Origin of the sequence: Pseudomonas sp. Ps21-P2, assembly GCF_039672565.1 — a bacterium.
GTDB lineage: Bacteria > Pseudomonadota > Gammaproteobacteria > Pseudomonadales > Pseudomonadaceae > Aquipseudomonas.
Genome location: NZ_JBDFPL010000006.1, coordinates 54003 through 73613 on the forward strand (window position 1 = coordinate 54003; position 19611 = coordinate 73613).

Annotated in this window: 19 protein-coding genes and 1 pseudogene; all 20 read right to left on the reverse strand. The window is 61.5% G+C overall.

Features of this window, described 5'->3' with window-relative positions; translation table 11 throughout:
* Positions 1-8: 8 nt before the first annotated feature.
* On the reverse strand, positions 9-596 hold the full coding sequence (locus ABEH28_RS16125; RefSeq protein ID WP_037011737.1) for a CvpA family protein: 588 nt from the start codon (positions 594-596) through the stop codon (positions 9-11).
* A 176-nt stretch (positions 597-772) separates the two neighbouring features.
* A complete protein-coding gene (locus tag ABEH28_RS16130; RefSeq protein WP_346630542.1) occupies positions 773-1477 on the reverse strand; it encodes an SPOR domain-containing protein in 705 nt (234 codons plus the stop codon).
* A pseudogene (gene folC / locus ABEH28_RS16135) lies at positions 1461-2767 on the reverse strand (bifunctional tetrahydrofolate synthase/dihydrofolate synthase). The gene ABEH28_RS16130 and the pseudogene folC overlap by 17 nt, the downstream one beginning before the upstream one ends.
* Positions 2764-3684, reverse strand: a complete 921-nt coding sequence (gene accD, locus ABEH28_RS16140) for an acetyl-CoA carboxylase, carboxyltransferase subunit beta (RefSeq protein WP_192172945.1) — start codon at positions 3682-3684, stop codon at positions 2764-2766. Before accD ends, folC begins: the two are co-directional and overlap by 4 nt.
* A 285-nt stretch (positions 3685-3969) precedes the next feature.
* Complete coding sequence (locus ABEH28_RS16145) at positions 3970-4590, reverse strand: phosphoribosylanthranilate isomerase (RefSeq protein ID WP_282372038.1); 621 nt, start codon at positions 4588-4590, stop codon at positions 3970-3972.
* 59 nt (positions 4591-4649) lie between these two features.
* The gene (gene truA, locus ABEH28_RS16150; RefSeq protein ID WP_122623808.1) at positions 4650-5474 is read right to left on the reverse strand and encodes a tRNA pseudouridine(38-40) synthase TruA; all 825 of its coding nucleotides are present in this window, start codon (positions 5472-5474) and stop codon (positions 4650-4652) included.
* A 212-nt stretch (positions 5475-5686) separates the two neighbouring features.
* A complete protein-coding gene (locus ABEH28_RS16155; protein WP_346630543.1) occupies positions 5687-8503 on the reverse strand; it encodes a FimV/HubP family polar landmark protein in 2817 nt (938 codons plus the stop codon).
* A 116-nt stretch (positions 8504-8619) separates the two neighbouring features.
* Complete coding sequence (locus tag ABEH28_RS16160; protein WP_346630544.1) at positions 8620-9630, reverse strand: aspartate-semialdehyde dehydrogenase; 1011 nt, start codon at positions 9628-9630, stop codon at positions 8620-8622.
* Between the two features lie 108 nt (positions 9631-9738).
* On the reverse strand, positions 9739-10302 hold the full coding sequence (locus ABEH28_RS16165; RefSeq protein ID WP_192172722.1) for a DUF1285 domain-containing protein: 564 nt from the start codon (positions 10300-10302) through the stop codon (positions 9739-9741).
* 10 nt (positions 10303-10312) lie between these two features.
* Positions 10313-10918: a DUF4823 domain-containing protein gene (locus ABEH28_RS16170; RefSeq protein WP_192172723.1), complete on the reverse strand. Its 606-nt coding sequence runs from the start codon at positions 10916-10918 to the stop codon at positions 10313-10315.
* A 117-nt stretch (positions 10919-11035) separates the two neighbouring features.
* Positions 11036-11722, reverse strand: a complete 687-nt coding sequence (locus ABEH28_RS16175; protein ID WP_192172724.1) for a TetR/AcrR family transcriptional regulator — start codon at positions 11720-11722, stop codon at positions 11036-11038.
* A gap of 466 nt (positions 11723-12188) precedes the next feature.
* The gene (locus ABEH28_RS16180; RefSeq protein WP_346630545.1) at positions 12189-12974 is read right to left on the reverse strand and encodes a TatD family hydrolase; all 786 of its coding nucleotides are present in this window, start codon (positions 12972-12974) and stop codon (positions 12189-12191) included.
* 15 nt (positions 12975-12989) lie between these two features.
* Positions 12990-13346: a PilZ domain-containing protein gene (locus ABEH28_RS16185; RefSeq protein ID WP_037011754.1), complete on the reverse strand. Its 357-nt coding sequence runs from the start codon at positions 13344-13346 to the stop codon at positions 12990-12992.
* A gap of 43 nt (positions 13347-13389) precedes the next feature.
* Complete coding sequence (locus tag ABEH28_RS16190) at positions 13390-14376, reverse strand: DNA polymerase III subunit delta' (protein ID WP_346630546.1); 987 nt, start codon at positions 14374-14376, stop codon at positions 13390-13392.
* The gene (gene tmk, locus ABEH28_RS16195; RefSeq protein ID WP_192172727.1) at positions 14369-15013 is read right to left on the reverse strand and encodes a dTMP kinase; all 645 of its coding nucleotides are present in this window, start codon (positions 15011-15013) and stop codon (positions 14369-14371) included. The genes ABEH28_RS16190 and tmk overlap by 8 nt, the downstream gene beginning before the upstream one ends.
* Before the next feature lie 43 nt (positions 15014-15056).
* On the reverse strand, positions 15057-16280 hold the full coding sequence (gene mltG, locus ABEH28_RS16200) for an endolytic transglycosylase MltG (protein ID WP_346630547.1): 1224 nt from the start codon (positions 16278-16280) through the stop codon (positions 15057-15059).
* Positions 16281-16283: 3 nt separating this feature from the next.
* The gene (gene pabC / locus ABEH28_RS16205; RefSeq protein WP_346630703.1) at positions 16284-17099 is read right to left on the reverse strand and encodes an aminodeoxychorismate lyase; all 816 of its coding nucleotides are present in this window, start codon (positions 17097-17099) and stop codon (positions 16284-16286) included.
* Positions 17099-18343, reverse strand: coding sequence for a beta-ketoacyl-ACP synthase II (gene fabF / locus ABEH28_RS16210; protein WP_192172729.1), 1245 nt, complete (start codon positions 18341-18343; stop codon positions 17099-17101). Before fabF ends, pabC begins: the two co-directional genes overlap by 1 nt.
* A gap of 107 nt (positions 18344-18450) precedes the next feature.
* Positions 18451-18687, reverse strand: coding sequence for an acyl carrier protein (gene acpP, locus ABEH28_RS16215; RefSeq protein ID WP_007987170.1), 237 nt, complete (start codon positions 18685-18687; stop codon positions 18451-18453).
* Between the two features lie 186 nt (positions 18688-18873).
* Entirely contained in the window at positions 18874-19611 is a 738-nt protein-coding gene (fabG, locus tag ABEH28_RS16220) for a 3-oxoacyl-ACP reductase FabG (RefSeq protein ID WP_037011760.1), read from the reverse strand.

Below are 19611 nucleotides of genomic sequence, written 5' to 3' on the forward strand. Positions count from 1 at the left end.
CACAACCCCTACTTAGTGGAACTGGATTTACCGAACACTTCCGGCGGCGTTGTAGGCGGCAGGAGGTGATCCTTGAACGGGATGTCAACAGGTACGCTGACTCCGCTGGCTAGCCACTTGCTGGACATCCCGAGAATCAGGTTTTTCGACCAGTCAGCGACCATGACAAATTGCGGGAGCAGCCTGGACTGCTGCCACCATTGATCCTGTTGCACCGGGCCCAGGCTCAACAGCCCGACCGCGACGACAACCAGCAAGGCTCCGCGCGCCGCGCCGAAGACCATGCCCAGAAAACGATCGGTCCCGGACAGCCCGGTGACGCGAATCAGTTCTCCAATCAGAAAGTTGACCATGGCGCCGACCAGCAGTGTGGCGACGAAAAGAATGGTGCAGCCCGCAATCACGCGCGCCGAAGGTGCTTCGATGTAGTTGACCAGATACTGGGCCAGCGATCCGCCAAACATCCAGGCGACGGCACCTGCGATGATCCACGTCAGCAAGGACAGTGCTTCTTTGACGAAGCCGCGCTTAAGACTGATCAAAGCGGAGATGGCGACAATTGCAATGATCGCCCAGTCAACCGGAGTAAATGACACGTCGCAGCCTACAGACTGATAAGGCGGCGGATTTTAGCAGAGCACTCGCCTGCCGGTAAGCAGCGATTGCGGATGAAGGCCAATTAAGGCGAACTATTGGACTTTGTTCGAGGTCGGGGCGGGTTGAACCCTAAATCGAGGGTGTCAGATCCGGCCCCGGGCAGACGCAATGAAACTTACCTACGCTCCGGCTGGAAGCGCACGACGATGCCTTTGATTTTCTGCTGCTTTTCCAGCGTGTCACGCAGACGATCGGCTTCGGCGCGCTCGATCACCGGGCCAACGAAGACACGGTTCACGCCATCGGAGGTGCGGATGTAGGCGTTGTAGCCCTGAGTGCGCAGGGTCTTCTGCAGATTGTCGGCGTTGGCGCGGTTGGACAGGCTCGCCAGTTGCACCGACCACGTGACCGACAGACCATTTGCATCGACTCGGCTGGTGTCAGCCGCCGATGCGACGGGTGTTGGCGCTTGAGCGGGTGCAGGTGTCGGCGCCGGAGCAGGTTTCGCGGGCGCGGTCTGAACGGCCTTAGGCGCAGCAGCCACAGGCTTGGAAGGCGCTGGCGCAATGGGCATTGCCGGCGGCTGCTGACTGGTGCGCTGCTGAACGGGCTGAGCAGTATGGGTGGACTGAGCAGGCTGGGTCAGTTCGTCATCGGTCGGCACGGGCTCCTGCGGCAATGGCTGCTGTTCAGGCACGCTGACCGGCTCGACCTTGATCGGCGAGGTGGCCGGCGCTTGCGGAGCGGCAGGCGCATCGACCTGCACACGGCGGGCTTCGTCCTGACGCGAAAACAGCATCGGCAGAAAAATCACCGCGATGGCAATCAGCACCAACGCTCCCACCATGCGCTGTTTGTACGCTTTATCCAGCAAAGCCATGTGTCACTTCCTCCGTGACGCGCCAGCAAGCCATTCCAGGGCCTCGGCTACGCAGTAAAAAGACCCGAACAGAACAATCTCGTCGTCGGCTGTCGCGTGGGCGCACTGGGCTTCAAGCGCCAGCGCGATACTCGGGTGAGACGTCACGCGAGCGCCAAGGTTCTGCAACGCCTGTTCGATCTCTTGTGCCGGACGACTGCGCGGCGTTGGCAGCGGCGCCACGGCCCAGCTGCTGAACGTTTCGATCAACTCCGCCAGAACGCCTTGCAGGTCCTTGTCATTGAGCAGACCGAACACCGCCAGCCGCTTGCCTGCCACCGGTCGCTGATTCAGGCGCTGGGCGAGAAACGTTGCCGCATGGGGGTTATGGCCGACATCCAGCAGAAGGCTCAGCGATTTGCCCTGCCAGTCGATGCTGCGACGATCAAGGCGACCAGTGACGCGCGTGTTGACGAGCGCATCGCGAAGGGTCGCCTCATCCCACGGCAAATCCAGCAGCAGGTAGACCTGCAGCGCCAGGGCCGCGTTCTGCATGGGCAGGTCGAGTAACGGCAGCGAATGCAGTTCGACTTTCCGGCCGTTTGCGTCGGTGCCCGACCAGTCCCAACCCGTCGCGTTGATCTGCACCTCGAAATCGCGACCGCGCAGCGACAGCGGGCAATTCAGTGACCGCGCCTTGTCGAGCAATGGCTGCGGTGGATCGAGATCGCCGCACAGCGCGGGCTTTCCTTCACGGAATATCCCGGCCTTCTCGAAGGCCACGCTCTCACGGGTATTGCCTAGAAACTCCGCGTGATCGACACCAATGCTGGTGACCAGCGCCATGTCGGCGTCGATCAGGTTGACCGTATCGAGCCGCCCGCCGAGACCGACTTCCAGCACGACGGCGTCCAGCCCGGCGTGCTCGAACAGCCAGAAGGCTGCCAGCGTGCCCATCTCGAAGTAAGTCAGGGAGACGTCGCCACGGCCACGCTCGACCACCTCGAACGCCGCGCACAGCTCGGCGTCAGTCGCCTCAACGCCCTGCACCTGGACACGCTCGTTGTAGCGCAGCAGGTGCGGCGAACTGTAAACGCCGACCTTCAGGCCCTGTGCCTGCAACAAAGAAGCAACGAATGCGCAGGTCGAGCCCTTGCCGTTGGTGCCGGTGACGGTGATCACTTTCGGCGCCGGCCGGGTCAGGCCCATCTGCGTGGCCACCTGCTGCGAACGTTCCAGCCCCATGTCGATGGCCGAGGGGTGCAGTTGTTCCAGGTAACTGAGCCAGTCGCTCAAAGAGCGTGCGGTCATAGGTTGGCCGGAGCAGGCGGCACAACGATCGGCTCAAGTTTCGGCGCCACGAATTTCGGCGTCGGCAGCCCCATCATCTGCGCCAGGACGTTACCCAGACGCTGACGCAGTTCCTGACGGTGGATGATCATGTCGATCGCGCCATGGTCGAGCAGGAATTCGCTGCGCTGGAAGCCTTCCGGCAGCTTCTCGCGCACGGTCTGCTCGATCACGCGCGGGCCGGCGAAGCCGATCAGGGCCTTGGGCTCGGCGACGATGATGTCGCCCAGCATCGCCAGACTGGCAGAAACACCGCCGTAGACCGGGTCGGTCAGCACGGAAATAAACGGCAGGCCTTCTTCACGAAGACGCGCCAGCACGGCCGAGGTCTTGGCCATCTGCATCAAAGAGATCAGCGCTTCCTGCATGCGCGCACCGCCGGAGGCCGCAAAGCAGATCATCGGGCAACGGTTTTCCAGCGCGTAGTTGGCGGCTTGTACGAAGCGCTCACCCACGACCGCACCCATCGAGCCGCCCATGAAGGAGAACTCGAATGCGCTGCACACCACCGGCATGCCCAGCAGGGTGCCGCTCATGGAAATCAGCGCGTCTTTTTCACCGGTCTGCTTCTGGGCGGCGACCAGGCGATCCTTATACTTCTTGCCGTCGCGGAATTTCAGACGGTCCACCGGCTCCAGATCAACGCCGATCTCCTGGCGGCCTTCGGCGTCCAGGAAGATATTCAGACGGGCACGGGCGCCGATGCGCATGTGGTGGTTGCACTTCGGGCAGACGTCCAGGGTCTTTTCCAGCTCCGGGCGATACAGCACCGCTTCGCAGGACGGGCACTTGTGCCACAGACCTTCGGGCACCGAGCTCTTCTTGACCTCGGAACGCATGATCGAAGGGATCAGTTTGTCTACCAACCAGTTGCTCATGCTTTCTTTCTCCAGTACCGATGGCTCGAACGCGATGGCAATCGGTGCCATGCGCATGCCCTTAAACCAATGTCATGTACGGTGCCGCGAAATGTCGTACAGCGATCGGCGCGAGGCCTGACCTGCCAAAACAACACTCAGCAACACCACTCTCAACTTCCATCACGAGACGCAAGACGTCTTCGCTCAATCAATTCGGCCACGCGCATCAGCGGATGGCAGGCTAGTGGACGGCGACCGTTGGTCCGCCGTCACATCCCGGCCAGTTGTTGCCGGGCAAACGCCCTAGGCGCCGTGTACTGCACTCATGAATGCACGGATCTTGTCGTGATCCTTCAGGCCTTTGGATTTTTCCACCCCGCCGCTCACATCAACCGCGTAGGGCTGCACCTGCGCGATGGCCTGGGAAACGTTGGCCGAGGTCAGGCCACCGGCGAGAATCACTGGTTTGCTCAAATGTTTTGGAATCAGCGCCCAATCGAAGGTTTCACCCGTCCCGCCCGGAATGCCCGCGACATAAGTGTCGAGCAGGATGCCGCAGGCGTTGGCGTAGGCATCGCAACTGGCCGCGATGTCGTCGCCGGCCTGAACGCGCAGGGCCTTGATGTACGGACGGTTGTATCCCTCGCACTGCTCAGGGGTTTCATCGCCGTGAAACTGAATGAGGTCGAGGGGAACGACGTCGAGCAACGCTTTCAAGTCAGCGCGCTCGGCATTGACGAACAGGCCGACGGTGCTGACAAAGGGCGGCAGCGCGGCAACGATTGCCTGGGCCTGCTCCACCGTCACGAAGCGCGGGCTCTTGGGATAAAACACCAGCCCGATGGCGTCAGCTCCCGCGTCAACGGCGGCCAACGCATCTTCTATGCAGGTAATCCCGCAGATCTTGCTGCGAACGGCTGACATGTAGTGGAGACCTCAAGCCTTGCGAAAGTCCCGGATGGTAGCAAATGCAGTCACCTGCGTCAGCCGTCCAGTTCCGAGAAGCCAGTGAGAAAATGCGGGCCGATGTAGCGATCCGGTAATGGGAACTCGTCGCGGTATTCCACCTGAACCAGGTACAGGCCGAAAGGATGAGCCGTCACACCGCCGGTTCTTCGCACTCGGCTTTCGAGCACTTCCTTCGCCCACTCGATCGGCCGCTCCCCTGCCCCGATGGTCATCAGCACGCCGGCAATGTTGCGCACCATGTGGTGCAGGAAGGCATTGGCGCGAACATCGATGACGATCATCTTGCCGTGGCGGGTGACGCGCAGATGGTGAAGCTGCTTGATCGGCGACTTGGCCTGGCATTGCCCGGCACGGAACGCACTGAAGTCGTGGGTACCGACCAGATACTCGGCGGCCAGCGCCATGCGTTCGGCATCCAGCGGGCGGTGGTTCCAGGTGATTTCCTGGCCCAGGTGCGCCGGGCGGATCTGATCGTTGTAGATCACATAACGATAGCGACGGGCGATGGCTTTGAAACGCGCGTGAAAATGCGCGGGCATGACCTTGGCCCAGGTCACGCTGATGTCGTGGGGAAGATTGATGTTGGCGCCCATGGTCCAGGCTTTCATGCTGCGCTCGGCCTGGGTATCGAAGTGCACCACCTGACCGCACGCATGCACGCCCGCATCGGTGCGCCCGGCACACATCAGTGACACCGGCGAATCGGCCACTTTCGACAGGGCATTTTCCAGCGTTTCCTGGACGGTCAGCACGCCGGTCAACTGGCGCTGCCAGCCGCTATAGCGCGAGCCTTTGTATTCCACGCCCAGAGCGATTCTGGAAAAACCTTCGGCGGCCAGTTCGGCTGCCGCTGTTTCTGCCTCGGTGTCTGTAGTTGCCAAGAGCTTAAAGCCTGTCGATGTGCGCAAGGGCGGCCATTATACGGATCGAAAAGAAAGACGCCATCGGCAGCGGCCAACGGTTGACCCGGAGGCGAGGGACAAGCCGAAATGCCCGACCCGGAAACGCAAACGACCGCCGAAGCGGTCGTTTATTGCAGCGATGAATCCGCTCAGACAAGGCGCGACAGCATGTCCCGTGCTTCGGTCTTCTGGCCGTCGTCACCTTCCGCCACAACCTCATCGAGGATGTCGCGCGCGCCGTCGGCGTCGCCCATCTCGATGTAGGCCCGGGCGAGGTCCAGCTTGGTCGCGGCTTCGTCGGTGCCGGACAAGAAGTCGAATTCCGGTTCGTCGTCCGCCAGCAGAGCGTCGTCTTCGGTGAAACGAGGCGATGCTTCCACCGGCTTGTCCAGCGCCGTGTCGAACGGCTTGGCAATCGGTGGCTGTTCCAGACTCTGTGACAGACGGTCCAGCTCGGCATTGACGTCGTCGATCTCGGAGGCGAACGCCTCGGACGCCTGCTCGGTTTCCATCTCGTCAGCCAGTGAGAGGTCGAAATCGGCAGGCAACTCGATGTCGTCTTCCAGCCCAGGCTTGGTGGCGCCCAACGATGCAGGCTGTTCGAACGGCGGCAGATCACGCAGATCGTCTTCCATTCCCAGCAAGTAATCGTCTTCGGCCTTCAACGCCGGCTGATCTTCTGCCAGATCCAGATCGAAATCGTCCAGATCGGCCGGTTTGGCAGCACCGGATGTCGCCTGCTGCTCGCGCAGGATCGCGTCGAAATCCAAGTCATCGGAAGCCGACCCGGCAAACGGCGCGTCCAGGTCCAGGTCGTCGAGTGCAGCGGTGTTCTGTGCCGCAGCGCGGTTGGGCGCATCAGCAGGCGATTCGCTGTCCAGGTCATCCAGGCTCAGGTCAAAGGCGTTGTCGAACTCTTCGTCCAGCGGCACTTCGGTGACCGTTTCGGCAGCCGGAGCAGGCTGCGCGGTGACTTCAGGCTCATCATGGAGCAGCTCTTCAACGTACTTTGCGTCCATTTCCGCTGCCAAAGCCGCTGCTGCTGCCACCCCTGCTGCTGCCGCAGCCGCAGCGGCCATGGACGGATAGCGGGATTTGAGCTCTTCGACTTCAGCGTGGTTCTTTCCCGTGGCGATCAGTTGCCGCTCCTGCGCGACAAACCCGGATTTGTTGTCCTGCTCGGCATAGACTTCCATCAGCTTGAGGCGCAGATCACTGCGCTGCGGCTCGTGCTTGATGGCGTCTTCGAGAACAGCGACCGCCTGATTGGTGCGGCCGTATGCAATGTGGATTTCAGCCTGAACGAGCGCGTCAGCCGGATGTTCGCGGACCGGCTCGGCGACGGTCGGCGCCGGCGGCGTCTTTGCGTGGGGCGCCGGCGCCTCCAGGCCTTCGAAGCTGCTGGCAGGCATGTCCATGTCGGACGCGAAGTCCGACTCTTCGGCCAAGGCGCGCGCCATCTGACGATGCCGTTCGGCTTCGATCAGCGCGTTGCGGCGGCGCGCCAGCAACAACAGAAGCAGCAGCAACAGCAACAGCGCGCCGCCGCCGATCAACCCCATCAGCATCGGGCTGGCGAGGATCTTTTCGAGGGCGCTGCGGTTGTCTTCATCGACCACCGGTTCTGTCGGCACAATCAGCGCTTGATCAGGCGTGGCGCTGGTAACTGCCGCCCCGTCCACCGGCAATGCGTCTTCCGGGGCGATTTCGTCGGGGGCCTTGCCGGCAACATCAGGCGCCACGGCGTTCGGCACGACCTGGGCCTGCATCGCCGGGTTGGCGGCGTTGTTCGGATTGGTGACGCTGTTGGGGCTGACCGCGGGATTGGCAGGATTGGCGGCATCAATGGGCGGCGGAACCGCTGCGCCCGACGCCTGCATCTTCGCCAACTGGTCATTCTTCAGTTGAATCAGGCGCTGCAGTTTGTCGACCTGGCTTTGCAGGTCGGTCATGCGGCTCTTTAGCTCGGCATTGTCCCGACGCGTGGTATCCAGGCTTTCCTGGGTGGTCGCCAGCTGGTTGCTGATATCGGCATTGTCACCGGCTTTGCCTTTCGCGCCCGCCTTGTTGGCAGAGACGAGGCTGAGGTTGTCCTTGGCGTCAATCTGCGACGGCGCAGCGCCAGCCCGGTCGCGACGGGTCGCATCAACCTGACGCGCACCGCTCGGCAGGCGTCGGCCTTCGCGCCAGGCGCGATTCTGCTCGGCCACTTCGGCCACCGCGCGGGGCTGCGCGAGCGCTGTTGATTCCTGCGGCGACGGCAGACGCAACACCTGACCTTTTTTCAGGCGGTTGATGTTGCCGGCAATAAAGGCATCAGGGTTCAGCGCCTGAATCGCCAGCATGGTCTGCTGTACAGTCCCGCCATTTTTCACGCGCTCGGCAATTTCCCAGAGCGTGTCGTTATTGGCGGTGGTGTATTGAGTGAATTTGGGTTCCGGCGCCGGCGCTGGAGCGGGCGTTGGAGGCGCAGCGGCCGGTGTTTCGGCGGCGGGAGCCGGAGCAGGCGCGGCGCTCGGTGCCGTCGACGGCAGTTGAGCGGCGGCCGCAGCGGCTTGCGGCGAGAATTTCGGCGGGTCCAGCAACAGGCTGTACTCGCGCAGCGCACGGCCATTGGGCCAGAGCACTTGAACCAGGAACTTCACGTAGGGATCGCGGATGGGTTTGGTGGAGGTGATGCGCAACACGCTCTTGCCACCGGGATTGACAACCGGAGTAAAGGTCAGGTCATCCAGGATCGCCACCCGGCCGACGCCGGCCTGAGCAAACTCCGCAGAAGTCGCCAGACTCGGCACTACCTGGGAGGCATTGAGGTCCTGCACTTCCGTCAGCTCGATTTCGGCCAACAGCGGCTGATTCAGGGTCGACTTCACGGTCAGACCGCCGAGGCCAAGCGCTTGGGCCATTCCCGATGACAGCGCCGAAGCCGCAGCGATTGCTAAAACGAGTTTACGAACCTGAACCATAGCCCATCCCTTGTTTGAAATTTCCCCGGCAATCGCGAAGATAATGCCTGCTCGGGTGTAGGGCGTATCGACACGCCGCAGCTAGAATGATTCTTCGAATTGTGGGCAAGTATCTTTTACGCAACATCTTTTATCAACAACTCAGCCACCTGCACAGCGTTCAACGCGGCGCCCTTGCGCACATTATCCAGCGTGACCCAGAAATTCAGTTCACAAGCGTCGTCGACGCCCCCGCGCAAACGTCCTACATAGACAGCATCCTGTCCTACCGCGTCGCCCACCGGCGTCGGGTAATCGCCGGCCTCAACCAGCTCGATGCCCTCAGCCGTTTCCAACGCCGCATTGACCGCGTTGATGTCAACCGCCTCGCGGGTCTGCACCGACACGCTCAGGCTGTCGCCGAAGAACACCGGCACCTGGATGCAACTCACGCCGACCTTGATTAAAGGCAGCGAGAGCAACTCGCGCAACTCACTGACCAAACGTTTTTCAAGTGGCACATGACCTTCGGCGTCAGGGTTGCCCACCTGGGCCAGCACGTTGAACGCCATCTGCCGGTCAAACACCTTGGGTTCGAGGGGGCGAACGTTGAGCAGCTCAGCGGTTTGCCGGGCCAGTTCGGTGACCCCTTCGCGGCCCATACTCGACACCGCCAGGCACGCCGTAACGGTGATCCGCTCGATGTTCAGCAGTGCGCGCAACGGCGCCAGCACCAGCGCGAGGGCGGCGGCGCTGGAACTTGGGCAGGCCACCTGCTGCGGTGTGGCCAGATCAGCCAAACGGGCGCCGTTGACCTCGGGCACCACATTCGGCGCCTGCTCGACTGACAAGCCGGCGGACAGGTCGATCACCACGCAACCGGCGGCGGTGGCGCGCTCGGCGTAGCTGCGCGTCACGGCAGCGCCCGCGGCGAAGAACGCAATCTTGGCCTTGCTGAAATCAAAGGCATCGACTTCACGCACGCGCACGTTCTTGCCACGGTACGGCACCGAGCTGCCGGCCGATTCGACACTGGCGAGCAGGTGCAAATCGCCGACCGGGAAGTCGCGCTCTTCGAGAATCTGGACGATGGTTTCGCCGACAGTACCGGTGGCGCCAATCACGGCGATATCAAAGGACTGACTCATGGAAAAACCTCAGGAAAAATCGGGGGGCGGCACTGTAACTGCCTGGCAAAAGTCAGGCAATTGGCCGCGAGCGGATTAGCGAACGTGGTGGAAACAGAAATGGAGGGATCAGGGCTCAAGGCCAATGGGGAAGAACTCGCCACCACTCCATACCCCCAGCCAGCGCTGGCCGTCGATCTCACGCACCACGGCCAGGTCCACCAACTGATAGAAGACGTTGCGGTGGATCAGCGCTTCGAGGTTGTTGCGCACCAGAATATAAGGCGCCGGTTCCTGGCTCTGCGGATCGAGGTCAATACGCAGCGGGTGGTCGGTCCCCGCCTCCACCACGTCGTCGACGTTGGTAGTAAAGCGCAGCAACTGCGACTCACCGCTGCCTTCAACGTCCAGCAGGACCGCCACAAAAGGGGCGTCGTCGACCTTGATGCCGACCTTCTCGACCGGGGTGATCAGAAAGTAATCGTCGCCATCACGGCGAATAATGGTGGAAAACAGCCGGACCATCGGCTTGCGACCGATGGGCGTGCCCAGATAGAACCAGGTGCCATCGCGGGCGATGCGCATGTCGATGTCACCGCAGAAATCCGGGTTCCACAGGTGCACCGGCGGCAAGCCCTTGCCGCTCCTGGCAATCTGGGCCAACAGATCGTTGGCTTTGTCCTGCCCACTCATACGCCACTCCTCAGCGGGCTTCGACGCCCAGCAAACCCCGAGCGTAAGCTTCCATCGGGGGTCCTAGCAAATCCTCGGGCTTGGTGTCGTACAAAGTCAGCAGACCACCACGGAGGTGAATGCGTGCCGAATCGATAAGGTAGCGAGTGTTGGTTTCGATCAGCATCAGCTGTATGACGCCGTTGTCGATGCCAAGACGGTCCACTGCTTCCTGGTCGGACCACTCGTCAAACGTGCCGATGCGGTCATCAGCCTTGGCAAAACGTGTGTACAGCAGATAATGCGCGCCGGCGGCCCGAGCCTCGTTCATCGCGTCATCCAGACCTTCCGGGGCGCGGGCGCGTCGGACCATCGGGAAGTATTCGATAAAACCGTTGAAGGCTTCTTCGGCCACGACATTGGGACGCGGGTAGGCGCCGCCCGGAGGAGCAAAGGCGCCTTGGGCGATATAGATGAACGAGTCAGGTTGCACGCGAAAGTTGTTCAACCGGCGGGTCGAACTGTGATCCAGCAGCCCGGCGTCACTGAGCTCATCGTGAGCGCCTTGTGCCAGATCGCTGACGTGCATGCAGCCACTCAACGCCAGTAGAGCCAGCAGTAAAACCAGGCTACGCATGTTTATCTCCAAAGTCCGGCGACGGAAAACCGGCGAATGGCCGGTTAATGCAGCTTTTGCGCCATGTCGGACCTGGAGAAGGTTTCGCTCGCTGAATCGGGTTTTTGCGGCTGCGATTTATTCGGCAGCAGGGTCAGCCTGGGAGTCGGATTGGCGCTCGGGTTTGGTCTCGTGGCCGTGGTCGACATCCCGCTTGCGCTTGTTGCCCATGCGCACACCGATGTCCATCAGGAACTGGAAGAAACCTTCCTGATCTTCAAGGACATTGCTCCAGAACGGCGAGTGGTACAACGCCACCGCGCCATGCACCAGAGCCCAGGCGGCGCAGTAGTGGAAATACGGAGGAACGTCTTCCAACTTGCCTTCGGAAATTCGGCCCTTGATCAACAGGGTCAAGTGCTCGAAGTTGGAGGCGCGGATCTTATGCAACTCCTCGACCAGCTCCGGCACCTGATTGCCCTTGACCACCTTCTCTTCCAGGCGGTCAAACAGCCGGTAGCGCTGGGGGTCGCGCATGCGGAATTCAAAGTAGGCGCGGGACAGCGCTTCCTTGTCCTTGTCGACGTCCGCCGAATGCAGCAACTCGTTCAAATCGCGCTCGTAGTCGAGCATCAGGCGCAGGTAGATCTCGGCCTTGGATTTGAAATGCTTGTAGATGGTGCCTTTGCCGATACCCACGGCATCCGCGATCATCTCGACAGTGACGCTGTCTTCGCCCTGTTCAAGGAACAGCTTGAGCGCGGTGTCGAGAATCTCCTGCTCACGGCGGCGAAACTCACGGACTTTACGAGGTTCTTTCTGCATAGGAGGAGACTGTGGGTTCGAAATCGGAAGCGCCACATTATGCCTATCCCGCAGCAGAATGCACGAACGATCCGACCTGTATCCGTTTTCTGACGATTTTCGACAACGGCAGGCAAAAAGGAAACGCTCGAGGCCGAAACAGTCTCAGTTTTTGGCGGGATGAGACAGGCAGTCGAAAATCAGGGGCGTCGGTGGAATTGCGGTATCAGCAGGCCGTCAGGTATTCCAAAACTGTTTAAAAATCGTACAGCGTGCGGCTGGACGCCTGCGGATTATAGCCAATACTTATATTCGCCAACGCAGCATCTCCCCCAAGTGCCAGCGTTGGTAAGGACACCAATGGATAGCGTGTCTTTGTTTTACTCCTAATGGTCTTAACCCGGATTCACCCCCCAGAACCCGGGTTTTTTTTGCCTGCGATTTGCTGAACGCCAGGGGCTTGGCAAGCACTGCCATGCACGGCGGATCAGCCCTTGACGCGCGCCAGCGGGAACAGCCGCTTGAAGTTCTCGCTGGTCTGCTCGGCAAAACGCGCGTAGGTCTCGCCGCGCAACATCGCCAGAAACTCGGCCACTTCACGCACATATTGCGGCAGGTTGGGCTTGCCGCGATACGGGATCGGCGCCAGGTACGGCGAGTCGGTCTCGACCAGCAGACGGTCGGCGGGCACTTTGCTGGCGACGTCCCGCAGCGCGTCAGCATTGCGGAAGGTGACGATGCCGGACAGCGAGATATAAAACCCCAGATCGAGCGCGGCCTTGGCCATGTCCCAGTCTTCGGTGAAGCAATGCAGCACGCCGGCTTGAGGCAACGCGGCTTCGCGTAACAGCTCCAGCGTGTCGGCACGCGCACCGCGGGTGTGGACGATCACCGGCTTGCCGGTCACGTTGGCCGCCTGCAGATGAAGCCGGAACGAGGCCTGCTGCAACTCGGCCGCCTCAGGCTCGTAGTGATAATCCAGCCCGGTTTCGCCGATGGCCACGACGCGCGGATGGTTGAGTTCGCCGAGCAGCCACTCCAGCGCAGGCGCCTCGCCGGGCTTGAGGTCCAGCGGGTGAATGCCGACCGAGCAATCAACGTCGTCGTAGCTATCGGCCAGCGCTTTTACGGCACCGGCATTCTCGGCACTGACGCCGATGCACAGGAAGTGCCCGACGCCCCGCTCTCTCGCCGCTTGCAGGGCGTTGTCGAGGGAGCCGTCGTGGGCGCTGAGGTCGAGGCGGTCAAGGTGGCAATGGGAATCTACAAGCATGGCGGCGGGGGCAACTTACATCGTGTGGGTAGGACGGTCGGACTTAAGCGCTCCGGCCAGGTAGTTTTCAATCATGTTGCGCGCGGTGTTGTCGCCATCGTTGAACTGCACCCCAACGCCAGCGGCGCGGTTCCCCTGAGCGCCCTTCGGGGTAATCCAGGTGACCTTGCCCGCGACCGGAATCTTCTCCGGCTCATCCATCAGGTTGAGCAACATGAAGACTTCATCGCCCAGTTTGTAGCTTTTGCTGGTGGGAATGAACAGGCCGCCGTTTTTGATGAACGGCATGTACGCGGCGTACAGGACGGACTTGTCCTTAATGGTCAGGGACAGAATGCCGTTACGTGGACCTGGACTCAGTGGCACGCTCATCTCGTTTCCTCAGGCAATGCATGATGTCATGCAGATGGCCAGTCTAACCCTGTCCGGTCAGGCCTGCCCACTGCACCAATAACGCTTCGAGCAACAAAACCCGGTTGAGGTTCGCTTTTGACATGACCTTCTGGCGCTGCAGCAGCACCCAGTCCTGAATCGCCAGCACATTGCGCTGGGACGATTTCTGCGCCAGATACTGCACGACCTTGCGCATGTCAGTCAGGCCCAGGCCTTCTTCGTCCTGGGTCAGCTGATAGCGCAGGATCAGGCTCGACCAATCGCAGAACCAGTCGAACAGCAACAACAGCGGAATGTCCTTCCAGCCTTCGGCCAGCTGGGTCGGCGATTGCTGGCCCTTGAGCAGCTTTTTAACGCCGTCCACCACCAGCGCCCGTTGCTCATGAACACCCTGGGCGTGCAGTTTGACCGCCACCAGGGGCGAACCGGCCGCGAGGGTCAGCAACTCAACGCGTTCCTGCTCGGTGCAATCGGGCAGCGCATCGGCCAGCCAGGCGATGCTCATGGCATCACTGGGCAGCGGACACGCCTGTTGCACGCATCGGCTCTTCACCGTAGGCAGCAGCCGACTCGGCTGATGGCTGACCAGCAACAGAACGGTGTTGCCCGACGGCTCTTCCAGACTTTTCAGCAGGGCATTGGCGGCGTTGATGTTCATCGCCTCGACCGGCTCGATGAGCACCACCTTACGCCCGCCCATCTGCGCGGTCTGTACCACGAAGCTGACCAGATCGCGCACTTGATCGACCTTGATCGCCTTGTCGGCCTCTTCAGGCTCCAACACGTAATGGTCGGGGTGACTGCCGGCCGCCAGCAGCGAGCAGGATTTGCATTGCCCGCACGCTTCAAGGCCTGCCGGGCGTTGGCACAGCAGCAGGTACATCAAACGCTCGGCCAGCGCCCGCTTGCCGATACCGGCCGGACCGTGCAGCAAATAGGCGTGCGCATGTTGCTTGCGGCCGGCCAATTGCTGCCACAGGCCGTGTTGCCAGGGATAAGCCTCAGCCATGCCGGCGAGCCGCCAGCAGCGCGGTCAACTCAGGCACCAGCACATCGAGGGATGCCTGGACTTCAGTCAGCGGGAGCGCCGCGTCTACCAGGCGATAACGCTCAGGCGCCGCGGCCGCGCGGGACAGATACGTACTGCGCACGGCGTCGAAGAACGCTCGGCCCTCTTGCTCGAAACGGTCCAGCTGACCGCGCGCGGAAGCCCGGGCCAGGCCGATCTCGATGGGCAGATCGAACACCAGGGTCAGATCCGGACGCAGCGCGCCCTGGACGAAATCTTCCAGCACGGCGATGCGTTCGATGGGCAGGCCTCGGCCGCCTCCCTGATACGCGTACGTGGCATCGGTGAATCGGTCGCAAAGCACAACGGCGCCCCGCGCCAACGCCGGGCGAATCAGCGCGGCGAGGTGCTGCGCGCGGGCGGCGAACATCAGCAGCAGTTCGGTATCCACGAACATCTGCTCGTCACCCGGCGTCAACAGCAGCTCGCGGATACGCTCGGCGAGCGGCGTCCCGCCGGGCTCGCGGGTCAGGACGACATCAATGCCCTCACTGCGCAGCCGTTCGGCCAGGTAGTCGCGGTTGGTGCTTTTGCCCGCGCCTTCGGGGCCTTCAAGGGTAATAAACAAACCGGTCACGGGCAGTCCTTGGTCAGATTCATGGCGAGTGTGCTCGCGGTTGTCATTTGCCGGGGTCATTGGCTGGAGTCGACGGAGCTGCAGCGTCTGTCTGCGGTTTCGGCGACTGCTCGCTGGCGTCCGGCTCAGACCCCTCCGGCTCGGTCGCCTTTGATTCTGTCGATGGCGGCTCTATGGGTTGCGGCTCTGAAGGCGGCTGCTCGACGGTATTCGCCGGCAGCGCCGGTGCAGCGACAGGCGCCGGGCTGGAGCGATAGTCCGCGCGACGCTTGAGCTGAAACTCCTTTACCGCCGCATTGTGCGCATCCAGATCGGCAGAGAATACGTGACTGCCGTCCCCTCTCGCCACGAAGTACAGGCTGTTGCCGGCCACCGGGTGCATCGCCGCATGGATCGCTTCACACCCGACCATGGAGATCGGTGTCGGCGGCAAGCCGGAGATGACATAGGTGTTGTAGGGCGTAGGTTCTTTCAGCAACGCGCGGGTGATCTTGCCGTTGTACCGGTCGCCGAGCCCGTAAATGACGGTCGGATCGGTCTGCAGCAACATGCCTTGCTGCAAGCGACGCACGAATACGCCGGCGATCTGGCCGCGTTCCTGAGGCACGCCGGTTTCCTTTTCCACCAGCGACGCCATGATCAGCGCCTGGTAAGGATCGGTGTAAGGCACATCGGCAGCGCGCTTCTCCCATTCCTCCTGAAGCACTTCATCCAGGCGGTTGTAGGCTTGTTTGAGCAGCTCGACGTCGGTCATGCCGCGCACGTAGCGATAGGTGTCCGGGAAAAACCGGCCTTCGGGGAAGACGTCCGGATGCCCCAGCTTCGCCATCAGCTCGGTGTCGCTGAGATCGCTCGCCGTTTGCTCCAGCTTGACCTGTTTGGCCAGTGCCGCGCGCACCTGACGGAAGGTCCAGCCCTCCACCAGGGTGACGCTGTACTGCACCACTTCACCTTTTTGCCAGAGATCGAGCAGCGAATCGGCGTTCATGCCCGGTGCCATGCGGTATTCGCCACTGTGCAGCGACTGGCCCTGCAGATTGAAGCGCCAGTACAAACGCAGCCAGAACGCGTCCTTGATGACGCCGTCGGCTTGCAGCCGATTCAGCACGCCGGTCGGCGAAGAGCCCGACGGCACATCCAGCAGTTTTTCCTGGGTCAGATTGAGGGGCTGCTGCAGCGCGCTGTTCTGCTGCCAATAAGCCACACCCAGCAAGAGCCCCGCCAGAACCACACCTGTTTCCAGCAAGACGAGTAATTTTCGGATCACGAATCAGATATCCAGAAGCCCGCGAACAAGGTGTTGGAGTTTACGGGTCAGCGGCCCAACCGGCCAGTTGAGATGCTCGACGCCGCGCACCGGCCAGATGCCGTACACGCTGTTGCAGACAAACACCTCATCGGCCTTTTGCAGGTCGGACATCTGCAGGTCAAGCTCACGGGCCGGCATGTTCTCGCGCTCCGCCAGCGCCAGGATCTCGGCCCGCATCACGCCGGCCACGCCACAGCGGCGCAGGTCCGGCGTCAGCAACACCCCGCCCTTGACCATAAACAGATTGCTGTAGACCGCTTCAACGATACGCCCCGACACGTCCCGCATCAGCCCTTCCGCGTACTCGGCACTTTGCCACTCGCCACGGGCCAGCACTTGCTCAAGGCGATTGAGGTGCTTGAGCCCGGCCAGCAGCGGCTGCTCGGCGAGGCGGGTCTGACAAGCGAACAGTTTGACACCCTGCGCTGCATGGGCCTCGGGATACGCCGGCAGCGCACTTGCCTGGAGGATGCGTCGCGGCTGCGCGTCCGAAGCGGGTGCATAGCCCCGCACGCCATCGCCACGGGTAACGATGAGCTTCATCACACCGTCACCCAACTGGGCAGCGAAGCGGCAGCATTCCTCTTCGACCAACGCCAGATCCAGGTTCAGCGCCAGGCGCTGTGCCCCCAGTGCCAGGCGTTGCAGATGACGCGGGAAGAGCAATGGCTGTCCGGCCTTGACGAGGACGGTCTCGAAGAGACCATCGCCGTATGCCAACCCCCGATCCTTGACGGCAAGGGAGTCAGCAGCAAGGCCATCGATCCAGCTCACGATCATTCGGCGTACCGGCGGAAGACCAGCGAACCGTTGGTGCCACCAAAACCGAAGGAGTTGGAGATCACCACGTCGATCGGCATCTTGCGCGGCTCGTGGGGAACGAAGTCCAGGTCGCAGCCTTCATCGGGCTCGTCGAGGTTGATCGTCGGTGGCGCGACCTGATCCTTGATCGCCAGCACACTGAAAATCGCTTCGATTGCACCGGCGGCGCCCAACAGGTGGCCCGTCATCGACTTGGTCGAACTGACGGCCAGCTTGTAGGCGTGTTCGCCGAACACCTTCTTGATGGCGCTGACTTCGGCCAGATCGCCCGCAGGCGTCGAGGTGCCGTGGGCGTTGATGTATTGCACGTCCTCTGGACGAATCTTCGCGTCACGCAGGGCATTGGTGATACAGCGCGCGGCACCGGCGCCGTCATCCGGCGGCGAGGTCATGTGAAACGCATCGCCGCTCATGCCGAAGCCGATCAGCTCGGCATAAATCGTCGCGCCCCGGGCTTTGGCATGCTCGAGCTCTTCGAGGACCATGGCGCCGGCACCGTTGGACAGCACGAAGCCGTCGCGGCCTTTGTCCCACGGACGGCTGGCGCGCGCCGGCTCATCGTTGCGGGTAGACAGCGCGCGGGAGGCACCGAAGCCACCCATGCCCAGGCCGCAGGCCGCCATTTCAGCGCCGCCGGCAATCATCACGTCGGCTTCGTCGTAGGCGATGTTGCGCGCGGCCATGCCGATGCAGTGGGTGCTCGTGGTGCACGCAGTGGCAATGGCGTAGTTGGGGCCCTGTGCGCCGAGGTGGATCGACAGGAACCCGGAAATCATGTTGATGATCGACCCCGGCACGAAGAACGGGGAGATCTTGCCTGGCCCCTGTTCATGCATCAGCCGGCTGGTGTTCTCGATATTGGTCAGGCCCCCGATGCCCGATCCCATCGCCACGCCGACGCGTTCGCGATTGGTGTCGTCGATCTCGATACCGGAGTTGCGCACGGCCTGAAAGCTGGCAGCCAGCCCGTACTGGATGAACAGATCGAGTCTGCGGGCCTCTTTGGCCGACAGGTATTCCTCGACGTTGAATCCCTTCACCGATCCGCCAAAACGGGTGGTGTATTTGGACAGGTCCGTGTGTTCGATAGGCCCAATGCCACTCTGGCCAGCCAGAATGCCTTGCCAGGTGCTCGGCACATCCGTGCCCAAAGGCGTCAGCATACCCATACCGGTGACCACGACGCGTCTACGCGACACAGGACTCTCCTTTCTTCTATTGATGAAACGCTGCCCTATTCAAAGAAAAAACCGCACGCCAGGGGCAGTGCGGTTTCTCCAGGACAGCAAACTACGATTACAAAATCTTACGCCTGGTGGGCAGTAACGTAATCGATAGCGGCTTGTACGGTGGTGATCTTCTCGGCTTCTTCGTCAGGGATTTCGGTCTCGAATTCCTCTTCCAGAGCCATTACCAGCTCTACGGTATCAAGGGAGTCGGCACCCAGGTCTTCAACGAAGGAAGCAGTGTTCACGACTTCCTCTTCCTTGACGCCAAGTTGTTCGGCAACGATTTTCTTGACGCGCTCTTCGATGGTGCTCATACCGTGTTTTAACTCCTAGTGGACAAATTCAGGCAGCTGGCCGATGGGTAAGTGTATAGAAGAGGTTTTGCGCATTTCAAGCTAAACGCAATTCCCGCTACGCCCAACAGCCCTCTACCCCTTAAAAGATTTCAGCTTTATAACGGATTTTAGACAGCCCGTATGACATTTTTTCGATACGACCGGTCACATGTACATGCCGCCGTTAACGGGGATTGTAGCCCCGGTAACGTAGCCTGCACCTTCTGAGGCAAGAAAAGCGACAACATGCGCGATCTCTTCTGCCTGCCCCAGTCGGCCCAGAGGAATCTGTGCCGTCAGGGAATCACGTTGCGCTTCTGGCAGCTCGCGGGTCATGTCGGTGTCGATGAAACCCGGCGTCACCGAGTTGACCGTCACTGCGCGCGACCCGACTTCACGTGCCAGGGCACGACTGAAGCCTTCCAGACCCGCCTTGGCGGCTGCGTAGTTTACTTGACCTGCGTTGCCCATGGCACCCACCACCGAACCAATGCTGATGATCCGGCCCCAACGCGCCTTGGTCATCCCGCGCAGAACGCCCTTGGACAGGCGAAACAGACTGCTCAGGTTGGTGTTGATGACGTCATGCCACTCGTCATCCTTCATGCGCATCATCAGGTTGTCACGGGTGATACCGGCGTTGTTGACCAGGATCAACGGCGCACCAACGCGTTCGGTGATCTGGGCCAGCGCGGCGGCAACGGATTCGTCGCTGCCCACGTCCAGCGCCAGGCCGAAGCCTTCGATGCCGTTTTCCTTGAAATAAGCGGTGATCTTCTCGGCGCCGGACTCGGACGTCGCCGTACCCACGACGGTGGCGCCGTTACGACCCAGTTCAAGGGCGATCGCCCGGCCAATGCCACGGCTCGCGCCGGTGACAAGTGCAACTTTACCCTGACTCAT